This is a genomic window from Terribacillus aidingensis (genome assembly GCF_040703035.1).
Classification (GTDB): domain Bacteria; phylum Bacillota; class Bacilli; order Bacillales; family Amphibacillaceae; genus Terribacillus.
Window position 1 is genome coordinate 2,627,854 of record NZ_CP159996.1, and the last position, 17,848, is coordinate 2,645,701.

Below are 17,848 nucleotides of genomic sequence, written 5' to 3' on the forward strand. Positions count from 1 at the left end.
GGAAGTGATAAATCCCTGCGTAGTTCCTGGCTTTCTCTCTTCCTTCTCCGTTCCTAAACGGCTTTCTCCGCTTTTCGTTAATACATCTCGCTAACTGTCTTCGCCAGCATATGAAGCTGCAGATAATCCGGTCCGCCGGCTTTGGAGTCGGTTCCTGACATTTTGAAGCCGCCGAATGGGTGGTAGCCTACGATGGCGCCGGTGCAGTTGCGGTTGAAGTACAGGTTGCCGACGTGGAATCGTTCTTTCGCATATTCGATGTGGGCTCTGTTTTTCGTAATGACTGCGCCTGTGAGACCATACTCTGTGTTGTTGGCGACGTCGATTGCTTCCTCGAAGCTGGATACTTTCGAGAAGCCAAGGACTGGTCCGAAGATTTCTTCCTGCATGATGCGGGATGTCGGAGACAGTTCAGAGAAAATGGTCGGCTGAATGAAGAAGCCTTTGCTGTCATCGCTGGAACCGCCGCTTACGAGCTTGCCTTCCTGTTTGCCAACTTCGATATACTCGGTAATCTTATCGAAGGAATCTTGATCAATGACAGGTCCCATATATACATCTGCACTTTCTGGTGCTGCAGTAATGCGGGATTCTGTGATTTCAATTACTCGCTGAAGCACAGCGTCATATACCTTCTCATGCACAACAGCACGAGATCCAGCCGAGCATTTTTGTCCGGCAAAGCCGAATGCGGAAACTGAGATTGCTTCAGCTGCAAGCTCGATATCAGCATCTTCATCAACAACGATCGTATCCTTCCCGCCCATTTCTGCAATGACGCGTTTCAGATGCTGCTGCCCTGGTTGTACCTTGGCTGCTTTTTCGAAAATACGTGTACCAACATCACGGGAACCAGTGAACGTAATGATGCTTGTTTTCGGATGTTCTACAAGATAATCGCCTACTTCAGCACCACTTCCTGGTACGAAGTTAATAACGCCTTTTGGAACACCTGCTTCCTCGAGCACTTCAACGAACTTAGCCGCAATGACAGGTGTTGCACTTGCCGGCTTGAGAACTACCGTGTTACCTGTCACTAGTGGTGCAACAGTTGTTCCAGCCATAATTGCGAACAAGAAGTTCCACGGTGAAATAACGACAGTTACGCCCGTTGCTGTGTAAATGTAGCGGTTCGCTTCACCTTCACGAGACATGACAGCTTTACCTGGAGCAAGCTCTATCATCTGACGTGCATAATATTCCATGAAATCAATTGCTTCTGCTGTATCCGCATCCGCTTCCTTCCATGGCTTGCCTGCTTCCTTCACGAGTAGTGCAGAGAAATAATGCTTTTTGCGGCGGACAATTGCTGCTGCACGCATCAAAATATGGGCACGTTCCTCCGGCTTTGTATAGCGCCATGTTTCAAAAGCTGTTGCTGCAGCCTCGATGGCACGTTCCGCATGCTCCTGAGAAGCTTTGGAAACCTTCCCGACTACTTCTTCTTTATTCGCTGGATTGATAGAGACGATTTTCTCATCGGTCGTCACTTTTTCACCGTCAATCACAAGCGGGTACGATTCTCCCATCACCTTTTGTACCTGCTCCAGCGCTTTATGGAAAGCCTGCTGCTCTTTTTCCTCTGTAAAATCGGTGAACGGTTCATGTTTATAAGGTGTCGTCATGATCAATCGCTCCTTTTCTTCTATTTTTGTGTCATACCTTTGAATGCGAATGCAATATTCGCTGGCCGCTCGGCCAGTCTGCGCATGAAGTAGCCATACCAATCATCCCCATAAGGCAAGTAGATCCTGACTTTATAGCCTTGCTTGACCAGCTCCTGCTGCAGCTGCTGCCGCATGCCATACAGCATTTGAAATTCAAATTTGTCTTTCCCTATCCCTTTTTCCAGGGCATAATGTTTAGCAAAGGAAACCATCCGATCATCATGTGTTGCAATCGCAGTATAACTGCCGCTGTCCAGCTGTTTAGCAATCAGCTTGCGATAATTCGCATCTACATCCCGTTTTTCCGGGAAAGCGACCGATTTTGGCTCTTTATATGCCCCTTTGACTAAGCGGATGAACGGCTGCAGATGCTGCATCCTGTCCAAATCATCACTGCTGCGATAAAGATACGCCTGGATGACGGTACTCACATTTTGAAACTCAGCTTTGAGTTCTTGGAACAACTCCAGAGTCTTTTGACAGCGTTCCGAATCCTCCATATCAATCGTCACCATCACATCCAGACGATCGGCAGCCGTCAGGATGCGGCGAAGATTCAAACGGACAAGCTCTTCACTGATATCAAGTCCCAGTGACGTCAATTTCAAGGATACTTGCGCATCCAGATTCGCCGCTTTAATCATCTCCAGAGCTGCGACTGCCTCGCCAGCTCGTTCTACAGCTGTTTGCGGATCAGCCACGTATTCACCAAGATGATCTACTGTCACACTCATCCCTGTTTGATTCAACTTCTGGATGAATGGTACTGCTTGATCGAAGGACACACCTCCGACGATTTTTCCTTTGACCATTCGAATGCCATATAAATTAGCCAATTTGTTCAACGGCTGATTCTTTGATAAATACAAGAAAAAATTGCGAGATAAAGCTTCCAACTGTGACACCTCCCAATCCACTTGCACATGTGCTATATCTTTATTGTAGAAATCTATTGAAGGGCTTTCAATATGCAGAAAAGACAAACAATTTTAGCTTTTTTGTGTAAAATACACAAAAATATCTTGTGAGGAAAGTTACATTTTAGGGTTGGCTGGTTTACTGCAGGGTACTTTTGGAAAAAGGTACATAGCTGCCGACCCCATCCGATAACTACTATATTAATAATGGAGGGCTTCTTGTGAAAAAGCGTAAATGGATTTGGATCGGGGGAGCAATCCTCATTATTGGAATTGCCATTGGAGGGTATTTGATGGAGAGACAACCACTGCGCAAGCTTGCTCAAGACGATGATCTGCTTATAGGCTCTTCGATTCGCTATGATGCCCTGCTGGAGGATGATACATACCAGAAACTGGCTACCACAGAATTCTCCAGCTGGACGATCGAGAATGAAATGAAAATGGATGCCATGCAGCCAGAGCAAGGAGCCTTCAATTTTGTTAAAGTAGATAAGATGGTGCTAATGGCAGAAGAGCATGATATCAAACTCAGAGGACATGTACTTGTTTGGGGAGAAGCGCTGCCCGCATGGGTATCTCAACAGGCTGTAGATCGCGCTTCCGCAGAGCAAGTGCTCAAAACCCATATCCAAGAAATTGTCACTCATTATCAAGGCCGCATCGACACCTTTGATGTTGTCAACGAAGCGTGGAATGATGATGGTACCTTACGGGATACGATTTGGCTCCGCACGATTGGACCTGATTATATTCCCCTCGCCTTCCAGTGGGCTCGTGAGGCCAATCCAGATGCTAAGCTGTATTACAATGACTATGGTAATGAAATGTCCAACGCTAAATCAGAAGCGATGCTGGAAGCTTTGAGCAATTGGAAACAAGAAGGTATCCCAATTGACGGTATCGGTATGCAAACGCATGTAGATGCTGCTGACCCCCGCTTTTCCAAGGATCGCATCCAGGAATGGTTCACCCGTATAGAAGATGCAGGCTTTGAAATCGCTGTGACGGAAATGGACGTAAAGCTGCAAAATCTCAACAATGGGGATGCCAAGAATGTCCAAGCTGAACGGTACGGAGATGTGATGGAAGTGTGTCTGGATACACCAGCCTGCGGGGAGTTCACTGTCTGGGGCATATCAGATAATCATAGCTGGGTTACCGAGCAGGAATCTCCAAATGGCAAACCGCTCCTCTTCGATGAAAACGGGCAGCCGAAGAAGGCTTATAACACATTGAAACGAAAACTATTATTCTAAGCAAGGAAGTGATACATCATGCAAACTTCAGAAATCATTTGGCTAATCGCTTCCACAGTCATTCTGCTCGTTCTATATGGGTTGGCCCGGAAACATCTAGCTGCTAAGTATTTGCTGCTGGCTGCCTTTCTTGGTATCAACCTTGTCTACTTGATTTGGCGGACGGCATTCACATTGCCGACAGTCGGGATACTCAGTCTGATAGTCGGAATCCTGCTGCTGGTGACGGAATGGGCTGGATTTTTACAATCCGTCGTTTTCACCATCCTCTCCTGGAAGCCGTTCAGGCGGAAAACCATTCCGCTTTCGGAATTCAAGGAACTGCCGACAGTCGATGTATATATTGCCACTTACAATGAACCAGCAGATCTTCTAAAGCGGACGATTGCAGCGAGCCAAATGATGACTTATCCGCAGGACAAGCTCAAGGTCTATGTCTGCGATGATGGAAGACGAGCAGATATCCGGCAATTGACTGAATCCATGGGTGCTTACTATTTAGATCGACCGGATAATAAGCATCAAAAAGCCGGGAATCTGAACCATGCGATGACTAAAACAGACGGCGAGATCATCGTCACGATGGATGCTGATATGGTACCGCGCGCCAATTTCCTTGAACGCACGCTCGGCTACTTTACCGATAATAAAGTCTCATTCGTCCAGGCACCGCAAGTATTCTATAATGCAGACGCATTCCAGTACAATCTGTTCTTCGAGGATAATATTACGAATGAACAAGACTTCTTCATGCGCCGTTTGGAGGAAGGAAAGGATCGCTTCAATGCAACGATGTATGTCGGAAGCAATGCTTTGTTCCGCCGAACTGCATTGGAGGAAATCGGGGGTTTCGCAACGGGCGTCATAACCGAGGATATGGCAACAGGCATGCTTCTCCAGACAAATGGGCAAAAAACAGTCTTTGTGAATGAAGCATTAGCTGTTGGCTTATCCCCTGAAACGTACGCCGACCTTCTAAAGCAGCGCGACCGCTGGTGCCGAGGCAATATCCAAGTCATCCGTAAATGGAATCCGCTCACAATCAAAGGTCTGAGCTTCATGCAGCGCTTGCTGTACATGGATGGAATACATTATTGGTTCTTCGGTATCTATAAGATGGTGTATTTACTGGCACCATTGCTGTTCCTGCTGTTCTCCATCTATAGTCTGCAAACCGATTTCTCGACTCTATTGCTGTTCTGGCTGCCGGCGTTCCTATCGTCACAGCTCGCGTTCCGCCGCATGGCAGATAACAAAAGGACGACGATTTGGAGTCACATTTATGAGGTGGCACTCGCCCCTTACATGGCTGTATCTGTTCTAACGGAACTATTCTTCCGAAAATCGATCAAATTCAATGTTACCCGCAAAGGAATAGTGAATAATCGCCGGCATTTTCTCTGGCGGACAAGCACACCATATGTGATTCTGCTTGCAATGAGCATTGCTAGTATGATTATGATCGGAATAGATTTGTTTACCCCTATACAGATTTACGAAAATGTCGAAATGCTCTATATCAATATTTTCTGGGTGCTATACAATGCTGTCGCACTTGTCATGGCTTTGATCATTTCGGTGGAACGGCCGCGCTTCCGAGAAGCAGAGCGCTTTGATGTGACGCTGGAAGCAGAGCTTCTGAATAGTCTTGATGAGAAGAAGCATCCCATACGAATCATTGACTTAAGCGAATATGGCGCAAGGCTGGAACTGCTTGATGCAAAAGCAGCCCATCTGCTGTCAGCCGGAAGTCCGCTGACGCTTTCCTCAGGTCCGCTGCAAGGCTTGAAGCTTCACAAGCATTGGGTTTCCCAGCAAGGAAAAAGCTATTATGCAGGCGTATCCTTCCAGGATGTCACGCAGGAACAGTACCGTGCCCTTATCAAACTCCTGTTCGTCGATGCACCAGACATATATACGAGCAGGGAATATGTAAATTCAACACTATTGCATGCAGTTTCCCGCTTCTTCCGTCAAACACAAGTCGAACCAAAACAATCCGAGCGGCAGAGCATCAGGGAAACAATCTCGGTTCCTGGCGTCCTCTATTTTGCTGATACTGGTAAAATAGAAACCACTCTTATTGATTACAGTCTGAGCGGCTGCCAAATCGAACTGAAGAAACCGATTAAACCAGGTCAAGTACTGCGTCTGCACGCCAATCACAACAGCTTCCGCGAAAGTGATGTACGTGTCCAATGGGTGCAAAAACGCGGACGAAAATATTTAGCAGGTTTGCGATTCCTGACCGAGACAGCTGAATCGGATACTGCGTAAATAAATATGGACATCTAAACAATAAATGATATATTATGACAATAGAAAATGAAGCTTCGACTCTTTATCTGTATGTGGGCACTTGGGTAAAGAAGAGCTACTAGTGCAACCGCCATTTTATTGGCGGTTGTTTTTTATTTTGAATAAGAAAGTAGGTTTTACATGCAACTCCGGATCTTGTTGACATTTCTTTTATGTAGTTTTATGGCATTATCCTTTACAGCATCGTCCTCTATTCCTTTGACCGATGGTTCAATTCTGCTTTTAGCCATTTTTTCCATCCACGCCGGAAGCTTTGCCAGACAATTTATCACGTTGCTTATGCTTAGTCTTTCTTTTGGTTTCTTTCTACTTTTCTATGCATTATTCACGCATGCATCTTTGACAGAACAGGTTTATTATTTGCTTCGCCATATTCTCGTAACTGTTAGTATGGTTTTAATTTGGCTTACCTATGGAATAACATCACGCTATCGTAACGAAAATATAGCATTAAAAGAGAAGATCCAAGCACTTGAAAAATATGCTGGTTCTTCCCAATTACTAACTTTGACTGAATTTAAGAGTCGTGTGAAGTTGATTTCGACCGGGACGAAACGACGTAATGAACAAAATTATTATGTTTTTGCTTCCATCGTTACTCCTGATAAAGTGCTAGAAACAACAAACTCTATTTCCCACATTGTAAGTGAGGGGATTTTAAGCTCGATACGCGCCGAATTCGACTTAGTCACACAAGTAAAAGAAGAGCAATTCCTTATCTTCCTTCAGAACACCAATGAAGCAGGGTGTCAAATCGTAATTGACAGATTGATGGGTAAACTTCGGAATCAATTTAATCTAATTGATCCTCCTCTCATATGTGAAACTGTACTGGAGGAAGAGATAGAATCTATCTTAGAGATAACCCAGCCATTCAAAGGAGCAGCAGGATGAAGATTATTCTAGTAGCAGTTATGGCCTTTTTCTGGATTCTACTCATCTATTATTCCATTCTTACAATCGCCGGCGTTTTACAGCGATTGAAAAGGAAAGAAGAAATTACTTTACCGTCCTATCCTTCTATTGCTGTTTTAATTCCTGCGCATAATGAAGGAGTCGTGATAAAGCAGACTTTAGAAGCCATGATTCGACTAAAATACCCAGGAGCATTGGATGTCTATGTTTTGGATGATTCCTCTACAGATGACACAGCCGAGATCATTCAAAAATTCAGCAGTACTTTCTCCCGTATACATTATTTAAAAGTCCCTCCTGGGTCTCCGAAAGGAAAATCAAGAGTACTTAATTATGGGTTATCTGTAACGACATCCGATTATTTCATTGTCTTTGATGCAGATAATCAGCCCGCTGAAGACAGTGTGTTGGAATTGATTCACGCTGCAGAACGTACTCCTGACGCTGGGGGAGCAGTAGGATATGTTAAGACTATCAATGCAGACCGAAATGTATTGACCAGAATGATCTCGATCGAATTTCAGGTCTTTCAGCTATTAATGCAAAGTGGTCGATGGAAGATGTTTAAAACAGGTTCCCTGGCAGGAACGAACATGCTGCTTCGAAGAAGTGTTCTGCAAGAAGCTGGGGGGTATGACCTGTATGCTCTTGCCGAGGATGCAGAACTTACTGTTAGGCTGACGGCTTTAGGGTGGAAATTACCTGTTGTTCACCACTCGAGAACATGGGAACAGGAACCAGAAAAGATTAGTATCTTTGTCAGACAGCGTACAAGATGGCTGACAGGTAATATCTATCTATTGGAGAAATCGTTTCATGAATGGAGTTATTGGAAAGGAAAGACGTTTGTCCATAGCTTCCAGCATGTTTTGACTTATTTATTATTTGTATTAATGCTGCTATTTTCAAATACATGGTTCATTCTAAGCTTACTAGGAGTCAACCTGCCCGATTTTGAATCTCCTTTGCTGTTGTTCTGGTTTATGAGCTATGTAGTCTATACTGCTCAGGTTGTCAGTGCAATGGTGCTTGAAAGGACAATTACACCATTTAATGTACTTATCGGCTTAATCATGTATTTCACTTATGCTCAGATCTTCCTGTTATTGCTTTTACGAAGTGGACTTTCTTATATATGGAGCAGGCTGACGAAGCAAACTATTAAGTGGGATAAAACAGAAAGGTTTAAGGATGATGCAGCATAAAAGTTATGTTGCTAAAATACTTTTGCTGCTGATTTGTAGCCTTCTTCTGTTTTTAAATTTCTCTTCTTCTGTTGACCAGGAAACAGTTACTAGTACCGTCAAACAACAATACAAGAACAAAGAAGGTTTCATTGCTAGCTATGGAGATGGAGAACGCGACACTAGTCCTATCCTTCTTGAAAGCCTCGGGCAATACATGGAATATTTACTCCTAGTCGGAGATAGCCAAGAATTTGAGGAGCAGTTTCTCCTGCTTCAATCTAACTTCACAGTCAATACCAATGAGGGCATCTTTCTAAAGTGGCAGCTTGAAGAAGATGTAACTGCAAATGCTTCAGTAGACGATTACCGGATAATAAGAACACTGCTAAGAGGGGGAGAACAGTTTCATAATTCCTCTTACACTAATTTTGCAGGACAGATATGGGATACAATGAATAAAACACAAACTGTTAATGGTTTAATCGTTGATTTCTATGATTGGTCATCACAACAAAGAACATCCGAGATTCATCTCAGTTATATAGATTATGATGTTCTGGAGAAGCTGCAAGCTTCCAAATTACCTAGATACAAGCAAATCTTGTCAGATGGCCTGACAGACAAGATTTTTTTCAATGAAATCTACAACCCGGAAAACAATAGCTACCAAACAGCAAATGCAGAGACGGTAAATATGATTGATCAATTCTTGATTGCTATTCAGTATGCAGAAAGTACACATGAAAAACCGAAAAGTTTTCATGATTGGGTTCAAACTCAAATGCAAAATAATGGTATATTATATGGAAGCTATAACCGTAACACCGGCAAGCCCGTAGTTAATTATGAATCTAGTGCTGTATATGCGCTTGCTTTGATTTATAGTTTAACAGTAGATGATCAGCAAATGTCCAAGACTCTATATAGCCAGCTGCAGAAACAATCACCCTTGCAGGCTGACCCAAATTACAATGATATCCATTTTTTTGATTATATGTATGCTTCTTATGCAGCAACACTATATAAAGAACAAAAAAGCAGTCGTTGACTGCTTTTTTTTATCCTTTAATATATGCATACAGCTCCTGCGTCTCTGTTTCAGCACCAAACGCACGCGTTGCCCCCCAAATTTTATCCACTTCTGCTCCATTGATTTCTGCGTCCATATCATGAAAAATCCGATGCACATAACGCAGACTGTTCAGGTCCGCGCTGTCTGTTGCGATTCGCATGAACGCTTCAGTGTTCCACATATCGTTTACAGCTTCTGATGGAGCAAAGCCTTCTGTTCGCAGCCTTTCGACATCCTTCTGCAGCTGCTGCCATTCCTCTGATTGAGCCAGATAGTCGATATCTACATTATCGATGTGTCCCCAGCCAGTGAGATCATTCAAATATGCATGCTGGTCACTGATGATTTGTTTGACCAGCTCTTCATTCTGATAGGCAACTTGTTCATCATAGACGTCGTATGTGAACGTAGACAGGAAATCCTTTGTATCGCCAGAAAGTTCTTCCAGCTTGGATGCCCCATCTCCTTTCTCTACTGGCTTCAATTGTTTATCTTCCGGCATTTCAGCTGGCAATTGTTCCTGCTGCGGTGCCTCATTTTCTTTCCCGCTGGCTGTATCGTTTTCTTCCTGAGATAGGAAGAAGTAGATGCCAGTACCTGTTATTGCAAGTACACAAATACATAATAATGTTATAAAAAATGCCTTCACTGCTTCCACTCCTCTGCTAGACTGCTAGAATGAATTTCCAGTTTAAGATTGCTAGAGTCCATTATAGCAATAATTCCCAGCAGATTCTGTCGAAAAGCAAAAAAATAGGACGCTGATTGCGTCCTATCCTCATTCCTCATCTTCCATCACACGATAAGCTTCATTAAACAATATCAGCTGGCAATCTATCAGCTCTTCCTGATCGCCTCTTGTTACATAATGATAGACTCCGTTTTCATCCTGCTCTCTTGCCTTGCTATTATCCTTTAGCATGACATCCAGGATGTCCCGGATTCGTCGCTTGATAGGTCCGTCGAATATCGGGAAAAGGATTTCCACCCGCTTCTCCATATTCCTTGTCATCATATCAGCTGAGGAAAGCTGTATCTTTTCCTCCCCATTATGATGGAAATAATAGATTCGCGTATGCTCCAAATATCTGCCGACAATACTCCGTACACGTATATTATCGCTCACACCCTTGATTCCAGGACGCAGGCAGCAAATGCCTCGGATGATTAAATCGATCTTGACACCGGCGATGGAAGCTTCATATAGCTTCTGAATGATTGGCTTATCGGTGATCGAGTTCATTTTCATGATAATTCGCCCGTTACCATACCGTTTATGTAAGCGAATCTCTTCATCAATCATACTGATCATATCTGACCGGATATCAAATGGAGCTACCGACAGATGATGGAAGGTCGGTTTCTCAGTATAGCCGCTTAAGTAATTGAAAAAGTTAGTCGCATCAATGCCGAATTTCCGCTTGGAGGTAAACAGCCCCATGTCTGTATACAGCTTGGCCGTCTGATCATTATAGTTCCCTGTGCCAAGATGAACAAAGCGCTCAATTCGATTATGCTTCTTCCGCACGACAAGTGTTATCTTGCTGTGCGTCTTCAGATGCGTCATACCATAGATAACGTGACAGCCGGACTTTTCCAGTTCCTTTGCCCACTGTACATTATTTTCCTCATCAAAGCGTGCTTTCAGCTCGAACAGCACGGTAACCTGTTTCCCTTTTTCTGCTGCACGCTTTAACGCATCAATAATAGGCGAATCGCCGCTCACTCGGTAAAGCGTCTGCTTAATCGCCAGCACATCGGGATCATCTGCTGCTTTTGAAACGAAATCAACAATAGGCTCGAATGATTCATACGGATGATGCAGGAATATATCCCGATCATTGATAGCATCAAATAAATTCTCATCTGTTCCGATTTCAGCAGGCGGCTGCGGGATGAGCGTCTCATAAACTAGATGCTCCCGTTTTGCTGCAACAAGCTTGTAGAACTGCATCATTCGCGTCATGTCGATCGGTCCATCAATCTCATAGACATCCTTCCGATGGATATCCAGTGTCTCTGTCAGGAAGGTGATCATTTTGTAGTCATACTCTTGTTTTGGGATCTCCAGCCGGATAGCTGCTCCCCATTTACGTTTCTTGAGCTCTTTTTCTATTTCCTTCAATAAATCCCGGGCGCCTTCTTCATGAATCGTCATGTCAGCATTCCGTGTGATACGGAAAACTGTCACAGATTTAATTTGGTATCCGCGGAATAGCTTATAAATGTAGTGACTGATGATATCTTCCAGGAGAACAAAATGGAGTTCATCTTCCCTTGTATCCTCCAGCTGAATAAAGCGGTCCAGAACAGCCGGCACCTGCACGATGGCTGTCTTCTGCTGAGCAGCTTCATCCATCTCATGCTCGTCCAATAAGGAGACAGCCAGATTCAGACTTTTGTTTAGAAGCATTGGAAACGGACGATAAGCATCCACTGCCATCGGCGTAAGTACAGGGAATATTTCTTCTTCAAAATACGTTTCCAGACGAAGCAGCTGGGCACTGGACAGCTGCTCCATGTTCAATAATTCTACTTTCTCTTCTTTCAACTCCGGGATAATCACATCCTGGAATACACTGTTCTGCATCTCCACGAGACGATGCGCCTTTGCTCCAATTTTTTGAAGCTGCTGTTTTGGTGTCATACCAGCTTTATTTTCCGGCCGGTTGAATCCAGCTTTCACCTGATCCTTCAAACCAGCCACGCGCACCATGAAAAACTCATCCAGATTAAAACTGAAAATCGACAGGAACTTTAGCCTTTCCAACAAAGGGTTGCGCTCATCAAGCGCTTCCTCCAGCACTCGTTCATTAAATGCAAGCCAGCTCAACTCTCGGTTATTGTAATTTTTCGGGTTATTCAGATCAACCCGCAGCTGTTCCTCAGTTCTCAATTTCCATGCACCACTTTTCGACAGTATTCTTCACTTCTAGTATATCAGTCAGTAAAAAAAGAGATTATGAAGTTATTGTAAATTTCAACTTATATGGAAATGAGTATCTTCACGGAAAAACAGCCCTATATTTCGTCTCAGCTGTTTTTCCAGATGTTTTTTCTGTTTTTCCACTTGATACCATTCTGCACGCCAGTCTTTGTTACATATTACAGTAAGCAGAAGATCGTCTCCATCCTCCTGCAAGTCGATGTCAGCCACAATATTCCGTTTCGTAGCATGCAAGCTGCTTGCCAGTTTGATAATAGCTCCCAGCAGCCGGTAATGTGCAAGCTCCTCTTCCTTGAACCAGGACTTGAATACTTCTGCGTTACGATTATAGAAAGATTTATTCTTGAAGGAAGCGAGTAATGCCAGAATGATTCGATCTTTATGAAGCAAGCCATCGATTGTCCGATTCGCCAACAAGTAGAACGTGTGCTGATTTCCGGATTCTGTATCAATATACGCTCCGACATTATAAACATAAGCAGCATACTTCACGAGAAACTTATCATGGTCATTCAATTCTACCAGCCCTGTTGTCTCCACTAGCTCCGCCAGCAATACAGCTGTTTTTTGCCGCTGCAGTGCATGTGTTCGATCAATCTCGAAGTCCTTCGCCAGCTCCTCGAAGCTTCGTTCCTGTACGTCTGTGAATAATATCATTTCATTACGGCGATGCAGCACTTCATACAACAATCCATCCCGCAATCCTTTTCGGCTGAGAACAAAATCTGTTGTTCCTACGATATCAAGCAAGCAGCGGAACACCTGTATTGCCGGCAAAATGATATCAGCTCTATCCTTTGACAGACCATCCACCTTCTGCAGCTCGGCAAAGCTGAGCGGAGCAAGCTCTGATTCCATGTTTTCGATATCTTGCTTCTTCATCTTATATTGATGCAATCCAGCCAGTGGATAACCGACTTTTTCCTGATGCATCTGGACGACATTCCGAGCACTTCCGCCAATTGCGAGGATTGGCAGCTGTTTATCCAGCAGCCATTCCAATGTTTGCAGCTGCTCACATACAAATGTATGGATATGCTCCAGTTCTTCCTCCGTCGGCTTCTCTCCTGCTACAAATTGCCGCTTCAGAGATAAAGCTCCAAATGGGAAACTATGATAGTTTAGCAGCTTGCGATTCTCGAAATACGTCACCTCCGTGCTGCCGCCACCGATATCGATGGTTATACCATCCCGAAACGGTGTACTGTTCGCCACAGCCATATAACCGAGATATGCTTCTTCATAGTCTGATAGGACCCTGATAGTAAAGTCTGTTTCTTTATCTACCTGTTCTACTATTTCCTGTTGGTTCTTCGCATGTCGAACGGTAGCTGTTGCCACACATGTTGTGGATTCCAGCTCATAAAAGCGTGTCACTTCCTGGAAGCTGTGCAATGTTTTAATCAATGTCTGGATTCCCTTTTCGTCCAGGACTCCATCAGCAGTCAAATAATTGCGCAGACGCGCGACAACCTTCACATTCTCTTTTTCTTTGATTCTGCCGCTCTTGTCACGCAAATACACGACAAGGCGCATCGTATTCGATCCGATATCTATAATGGCATAATACTTTGTATTCATAACAAGTCCCCTCACGTCGAAATCCTTTCTCTCCATATTACCCAAAATGGAGCTGGCATAACATTGTCCCTAAAAGAAAAGCCGCACAATTGTGCGACTGTCTGATTTATCCTACTGCTTCTATTTCTTCCTTTTCATCCGCATCATCTGAAGGGTTTTCTGGTTGTTCGGAGTCTTGTTCCGGTACTGGGTCCTCTTCTGGTTCTTCCGCTGCAGGAGGCTTCGGATTTGGTTTCGGTTTATCTGCAGGTTTATCCTCTTCTTTTGACGGTGCAGTATTACTATCATTCTCTTTCTCTGCATCCGTTTCTCCAGAAGAAGCCCCCCCACCTGAACCACTAGATGATCCTCCACTGGAAGATCCTCCACTATACCTGCTGGAGCTGCTTCCACTGTAACTGGATGAACTGCTGCCAGATGTGCTGCTTGATGGCGCAGTGTAGCTTGATCCAGGTGTTTGATAAGTAGAATCAGAGCTAAAACCGGACTCTGTTTCATCTTCTGTAACCACTGGTTCTTCAGTTGTCTGAACTTCTTCCGTTTCAGACTCTAATTCAGCAACTTCTTCTTCCTCCACTGCAATCATTTCTTTCTGGAGGGCAAACTCTCCATCGATATGCTCGATTTTCACTTCTTTCGGTTCTTCTGTTAGCTTTGATTTAGCGGCATAAGACTGCTCTTTTTGCTCATTCGCCTTAAGGGAACTGCTTGTCACAGATTTGTTCTGGACATAGAAGAAAGCCGAGACTGCAATACCAAGGAAAAGGATGAATGTCCCGATCAGCAGCGTCTCCTTTTTCACTTTTCGGCAGCCTCCTCTTCATACAGTTCAATCGGCAATCCGTCTGGATCCTGGAAGAAAGTAAATGCTTTCTCTGTGAAAGGATCAATTCGGACAGGTTCTGTCTTCACACCCATTGCTTGAAGTCGTGTTACTTCCTTTTCGACATCATCTACTGTGAAAGCAAGATGCCGCAGTCCAGCTGCTTCTGGATAACTAGGCCGTGCTGGGGGATTCGGGAAGGAGAACAATTCGATAATATATGTATCTCCCAAAGCAAGATCGAGTTTATAGGAATCTCGTTCTTCCCGATATACTTCCCGAATTACTTGTAAGCCTAATATCTCTGTATAAAATCGCTTGGATTCTGTATAGTCCGAGCAAATGATTGCAATATGATGCAAAGCCTGCAGCACAGTGCTGCCCCCTTCCCGCATTTCCATTTCTTCCATTCTACTACAATTAATTCCACTATTCAGCACCATTCCACAAAATCATTTGCTTCTTTACAAAATGTCGGAAAAATCAAGACCTGCTGCCAATTCCTTTGCCTGCTTACGATTTTTCACACCAAGCTTTTCATAGATTCGGTGAAAATACACTTTTACCGTACCAAGTGATAAGTCCAGCTCCTCCGCTATCTCATTATTCCGTTTGCCAAGCTGAAGATGATAGATAAGCTGCAGCTCCCTGTTTGTCAGCTTGTTTTGCAGTTTCTGCTCTGTTGTCTCTTCCCACCAGTACGCCAAGATCTGTTCAACGTATTTCCGATGTTTCTTCGGTACTTTCTCTGTATCCATCAGTTCGTTCAGCATGTCGCGCACTGTATCGCCGTTTTTCCAATACGTACGCAAATATTTATGATCGGCGCTGAGATGCAGTGCATCACTCATAACTTGCAATGCTTGCTCACGTTCAGTTGGATACAGCAGCACCGCTTGAATGATGTACAATTCGATTTCTGCACTTATCCGATGACCGAATTTGACGAGTGGCAGCAGCTTTTGGATATAGCTCTGCGCCTTTTCTGCTTCACCCAGCGCAGCGTAAGCCCACACAAGTGTGATGTATTCAAATAGACTTTTCTGCTGCATTGGAGGCTCTTGAAGAACGAAAAGAGAAAGCCAATTTTGAATTCGCTTTGTATCACCTTGATGAATTGCGATACGAATTCTTGCCGCCTCTGCTTTCTTGAACCAATCTGCTGAAGCATTGCTCCGCGTGAGCATATCCTTTAGCGCATGAAGCGTAGCTTTGGCTGATTGAGCATCACCTTGCTGTTCGATTTCATGACGTGCTTTTAGAATATATGTAGGTACGAGCAGACCTGGCAGTCCAAACAAGTCAGCAATAATCGATGCTTGTTCCAAATGAATTTTCACTTTGCTAGCCATACCCCATTCGTAGTAAAGCTCGGCCATGCTCAAGTGATAATAGCCGCTGAACACAGACTCTTTCGAAACTGTATGTCCCAAAGCTTCGTATAAGCGCTGAACACCACGTAAATCACCACCTCCACCTAGAGGGGAATGAAGAATAGTGGCATCGTGACGATTATAATCAACCGAATGGGAAAAGTATCTGCTAGAGTTCGCACTGTACACTAATGCCTTGCTAGCATGATCCATTGCCCCCCTGGCATCATCCTCTAATAAGGAAATAAAACTTTTCAAGGTATACAAATCGGCAAAATGCCTCTTTTCTTCTTCTTCGGAAAGCTGTAGTTCCCGGCGCAGCAGCTGTTCTTCCATCATATATGCATGGCGCTGTGCGAGCTTCGGCTGAAAGCGCAGGCATTGCACCCAGCCATAAATGATCCCTAATTCCAGCTGATAAATAAACTTTCGCGGCAGTTTACCGATCCATTCCTGCAGCTGGTCCACACGTCCTTCCTGCAGCAGCAGCGGAGCTGTTTTGATCAAAAGCTGTTTGACACGCTCCAGGTCTCCTGCTTTCCATGCGTATTGGATAGCCATGAGCAGCATTTCTTCGTTCTCGTACCATTCGCTAGCCCGAATGTACAAGTCATTAACGTCTGTTGTCTGCATATCGAGCATTTCTTTCAGGTAAGTGCGGAAGTGCTTATTGTAGGAGAACCAGCCTGGCTCCTCCTGACTCTCGATGAGCAATCCTTGTGTCCTTAGCCGACGCATGATTACCCGGCCACGTCTTGTGCCTACAATATAATCACATAACCGGACGTGCATCGTATTCAAAATAGAAGTGCTGAGCAGATAGGTCCGCTCATTCTCAGGAAGGCTATGAACGATTTCCTGAATCAGCTGCCTTGCAACCACAATATTTGAAAACTGGAGCTCGGAGTAATCCTCCTGGAACTGCTCATACATGTGGATAAGCTGAAGACCGGCAGCCCACCCATTTGTCTGCTGCAGAATATTTTGAACAGCAGCCTCCGTTGGCTCCTTGTGCAAATGATTTCGGATATAAGTCTCAATCTCTTCCTCTGTGAAGATGAGATCCCGCTTCGTAATCTGAAGTACTTGCCTCTGCCGCAGCAGCCGTTTCATCGAAAGACCCGGAAAAGTCTGCCCCGATACTATAATGTGAAAAGTGTCTGGCATTTCTTCTAGTAATGAAGTCAATTCATACAGTTCATTGGAATTTGTCATCAGATGAAAATCATCAATGATCAGTGCACCAGCCACATGATGCTCACGCAAATAAGCACACCATGTGGCAATGAAATGTGTCGGCGAGTAAGAAGCGGATTGAATGATATCCAATAGTTTTTTTCGTTCCTGATCTGGCAGACCAGGCATATGTAAGATTGCCTTCTTCCAGAAAGCGACGCGCTGGATATCTTCTTCCTCTAGATTGATCCAGCCTACTTCCAAATCAGTCCGTGCGGCCCATTCCTGGAGCATTGTTGTCTTGCCGTAGCCAGAGGGAGCTGTCAACGTCGTCAGCTTGCACTTTTCGATCTTTGTCCAGACACTGTCCGGCTTAATCCGTTCTATTCTCATCTGACCGACTTTCAAAGTAGATTCAGCCGTTTCATTCCTGCTAGCTTCATGTTCCCGCATCCCCATCAACCTTTTTCATCTTAGTTGCTATTAGTATAGCAAAATTTGTAGAAATTTGGTGGCACAATCTAGCACTTTTGTATCTATAATTACAAATCGTAGTAGTATAATGGAAACATTTCCACAACAATCCAAAAGGCACCCGCTGCTGTGCAGCAA

Annotated in this window: 13 protein-coding genes and 1 riboswitch; of the genes, 5 read left to right on the plus strand and 8 right to left on the minus strand. The window is 44.3% G+C overall.

All coding sequences use genetic code 11. From position 1 onward, the window contains the following. Positions 1–77: 77 nt before the first annotated feature. Together pruA and ABXS78_RS13850 are read right to left on the minus strand one after the other, a co-directional pair. Positions 78–1,625 carry an L-glutamate gamma-semialdehyde dehydrogenase gene (gene pruA, locus ABXS78_RS13845; RefSeq protein ID WP_366247681.1) on the minus strand — a complete coding sequence of 516 codons (1,548 nt, stop codon included), beginning with the start codon at positions 1,623–1,625 and terminating at the stop codon, positions 78–80. A gap of 20 nt (positions 1,626–1,645) precedes the next feature. Next, positions 1,646–2,563 (minus strand): proline dehydrogenase family protein, encoded by a 918-nt coding sequence (locus ABXS78_RS13850; protein ID WP_366247682.1) that lies wholly within the window; start codon positions 2,561–2,563, stop codon positions 1,646–1,648. 242 nt (positions 2,564–2,805) lie between these two features. On the opposite strand from ABXS78_RS13850, the gene ABXS78_RS13855 reads away from it, so the two are divergent. The 5 genes from ABXS78_RS13855 (at position 2,806) to ABXS78_RS13875 (ending at position 9,312) form a co-directional block, all read left to right on the plus strand. Continuing rightward, positions 2,806–3,843, plus strand: a complete 1,038-nt coding sequence (locus tag ABXS78_RS13855) for an endo-1,4-beta-xylanase (protein ID WP_366247683.1) — start codon at positions 2,806–2,808, stop codon at positions 3,841–3,843. A gap of 18 nt (positions 3,844–3,861) precedes the next feature. Next, positions 3,862–6,120: a glycosyltransferase family 2 protein gene (locus tag ABXS78_RS13860; protein WP_366247684.1), complete on the plus strand. Its 2,259-nt coding sequence runs from the start codon at positions 3,862–3,864 to the stop codon at positions 6,118–6,120. A 40-nt stretch (positions 6,121–6,160) separates the two neighbouring features. Further along, positions 6,161–6,244: riboswitch (cyclic di-GMP riboswitch) on the plus strand. 38 nt (positions 6,245–6,282) lie between these two features. Then, entirely contained in the window at positions 6,283–7,056 is a 774-nt protein-coding gene (locus ABXS78_RS13865) for a hypothetical protein (protein ID WP_366247685.1), read from the plus strand. After that, the gene (locus tag ABXS78_RS13870; RefSeq protein WP_366247686.1) at positions 7,053–8,282 is read left to right on the plus strand and encodes a glycosyltransferase; all 1,230 of its coding nucleotides are present in this window, start codon (positions 7,053–7,055) and stop codon (positions 8,280–8,282) included. The genes ABXS78_RS13865 and ABXS78_RS13870 overlap by 4 nt, the downstream gene beginning before the upstream one ends. Further along, a complete protein-coding gene (locus tag ABXS78_RS13875) occupies positions 8,269–9,312 on the plus strand; it encodes a hypothetical protein (RefSeq protein WP_366247687.1) in 1,044 nt (347 codons plus the stop codon). The genes ABXS78_RS13870 and ABXS78_RS13875 overlap by 14 nt, the downstream gene beginning before the upstream one ends. Before the next feature lie 10 nt (positions 9,313–9,322). Here the strand turns inward: ABXS78_RS13875 and ABXS78_RS13880 are convergent, their stop codons facing one another. The 6 genes from ABXS78_RS13880 to ABXS78_RS13905 form a co-directional block, all read right to left on the minus strand. Then, on the minus strand, positions 9,323–9,985 hold the full coding sequence (locus ABXS78_RS13880; protein ID WP_366247688.1) for a hypothetical protein: 663 nt from the start codon (positions 9,983–9,985) through the stop codon (positions 9,323–9,325). Between the two features lie 129 nt (positions 9,986–10,114). Continuing rightward, the gene (locus ABXS78_RS13885; protein ID WP_366247689.1) at positions 10,115–12,232 is read right to left on the minus strand and encodes an RNA degradosome polyphosphate kinase; all 2,118 of its coding nucleotides are present in this window, start codon (positions 12,230–12,232) and stop codon (positions 10,115–10,117) included. A gap of 84 nt (positions 12,233–12,316) precedes the next feature. Further along, positions 12,317–13,864 (minus strand): exopolyphosphatase, encoded by a 1,548-nt coding sequence (gene ppx, locus ABXS78_RS13890; protein ID WP_366247690.1) that lies wholly within the window; start codon positions 13,862–13,864, stop codon positions 12,317–12,319. A gap of 106 nt (positions 13,865–13,970) precedes the next feature. Next, positions 13,971–14,666: a hypothetical protein gene (locus ABXS78_RS13895; RefSeq protein WP_366247691.1), complete on the minus strand. Its 696-nt coding sequence runs from the start codon at positions 14,664–14,666 to the stop codon at positions 13,971–13,973. Next, positions 14,663–15,061 (minus strand): VOC family protein, encoded by a 399-nt coding sequence (locus tag ABXS78_RS13900; RefSeq protein WP_217973748.1) that lies wholly within the window; start codon positions 15,059–15,061, stop codon positions 14,663–14,665. The genes ABXS78_RS13895 and ABXS78_RS13900 overlap by 4 nt, the downstream gene beginning before the upstream one ends. 90 nt (positions 15,062–15,151) lie before the next feature. Next, entirely contained in the window at positions 15,152–17,689 is a 2,538-nt protein-coding gene (locus ABXS78_RS13905) for a LuxR C-terminal-related transcriptional regulator (RefSeq protein WP_366247692.1), read from the minus strand. Positions 17,690–17,848 lie beyond the last annotated feature (159 nt).

What these genes read in the sequence shown, in the direction of transcription:
- pruA (WP_366247681.1), bottom strand. Translation starts at nt 1,625, where the DNA reads ATGACGACACCTTATAAACATGAACCGTTCACCGATTTTACAGAGGAA.
- ABXS78_RS13860 (WP_366247684.1), top strand. Translation starts at nt 3,862, where the DNA reads ATGCAAACTTCAGAAATCATTTGGCTAATCGCTTCCACAGTCATTCTG.
- ABXS78_RS13865 (WP_366247685.1), top strand. Translation starts at nt 6,283, where the DNA reads ATGCAACTCCGGATCTTGTTGACATTTCTTTTATGTAGTTTTATGGCA.
- ABXS78_RS13870 (WP_366247686.1), top strand. Translation starts at nt 7,053, where the DNA reads ATGAAGATTATTCTAGTAGCAGTTATGGCCTTTTTCTGGATTCTACTC.
- ABXS78_RS13875 (WP_366247687.1), top strand. Translation starts at nt 8,269, where the DNA reads ATGATGCAGCATAAAAGTTATGTTGCTAAAATACTTTTGCTGCTGATT.
- ppx (WP_366247690.1), bottom strand. Translation starts at nt 13,864, where the DNA reads ATGAATACAAAGTATTATGCCATTATAGATATCGGATCGAATACGATG.
- ABXS78_RS13905 (WP_366247692.1), bottom strand. Translation starts at nt 17,689, where the DNA reads ATGCGGGAACATGAAGCTAGCAGGAATGAAACGGCTGAATCTACTTTG.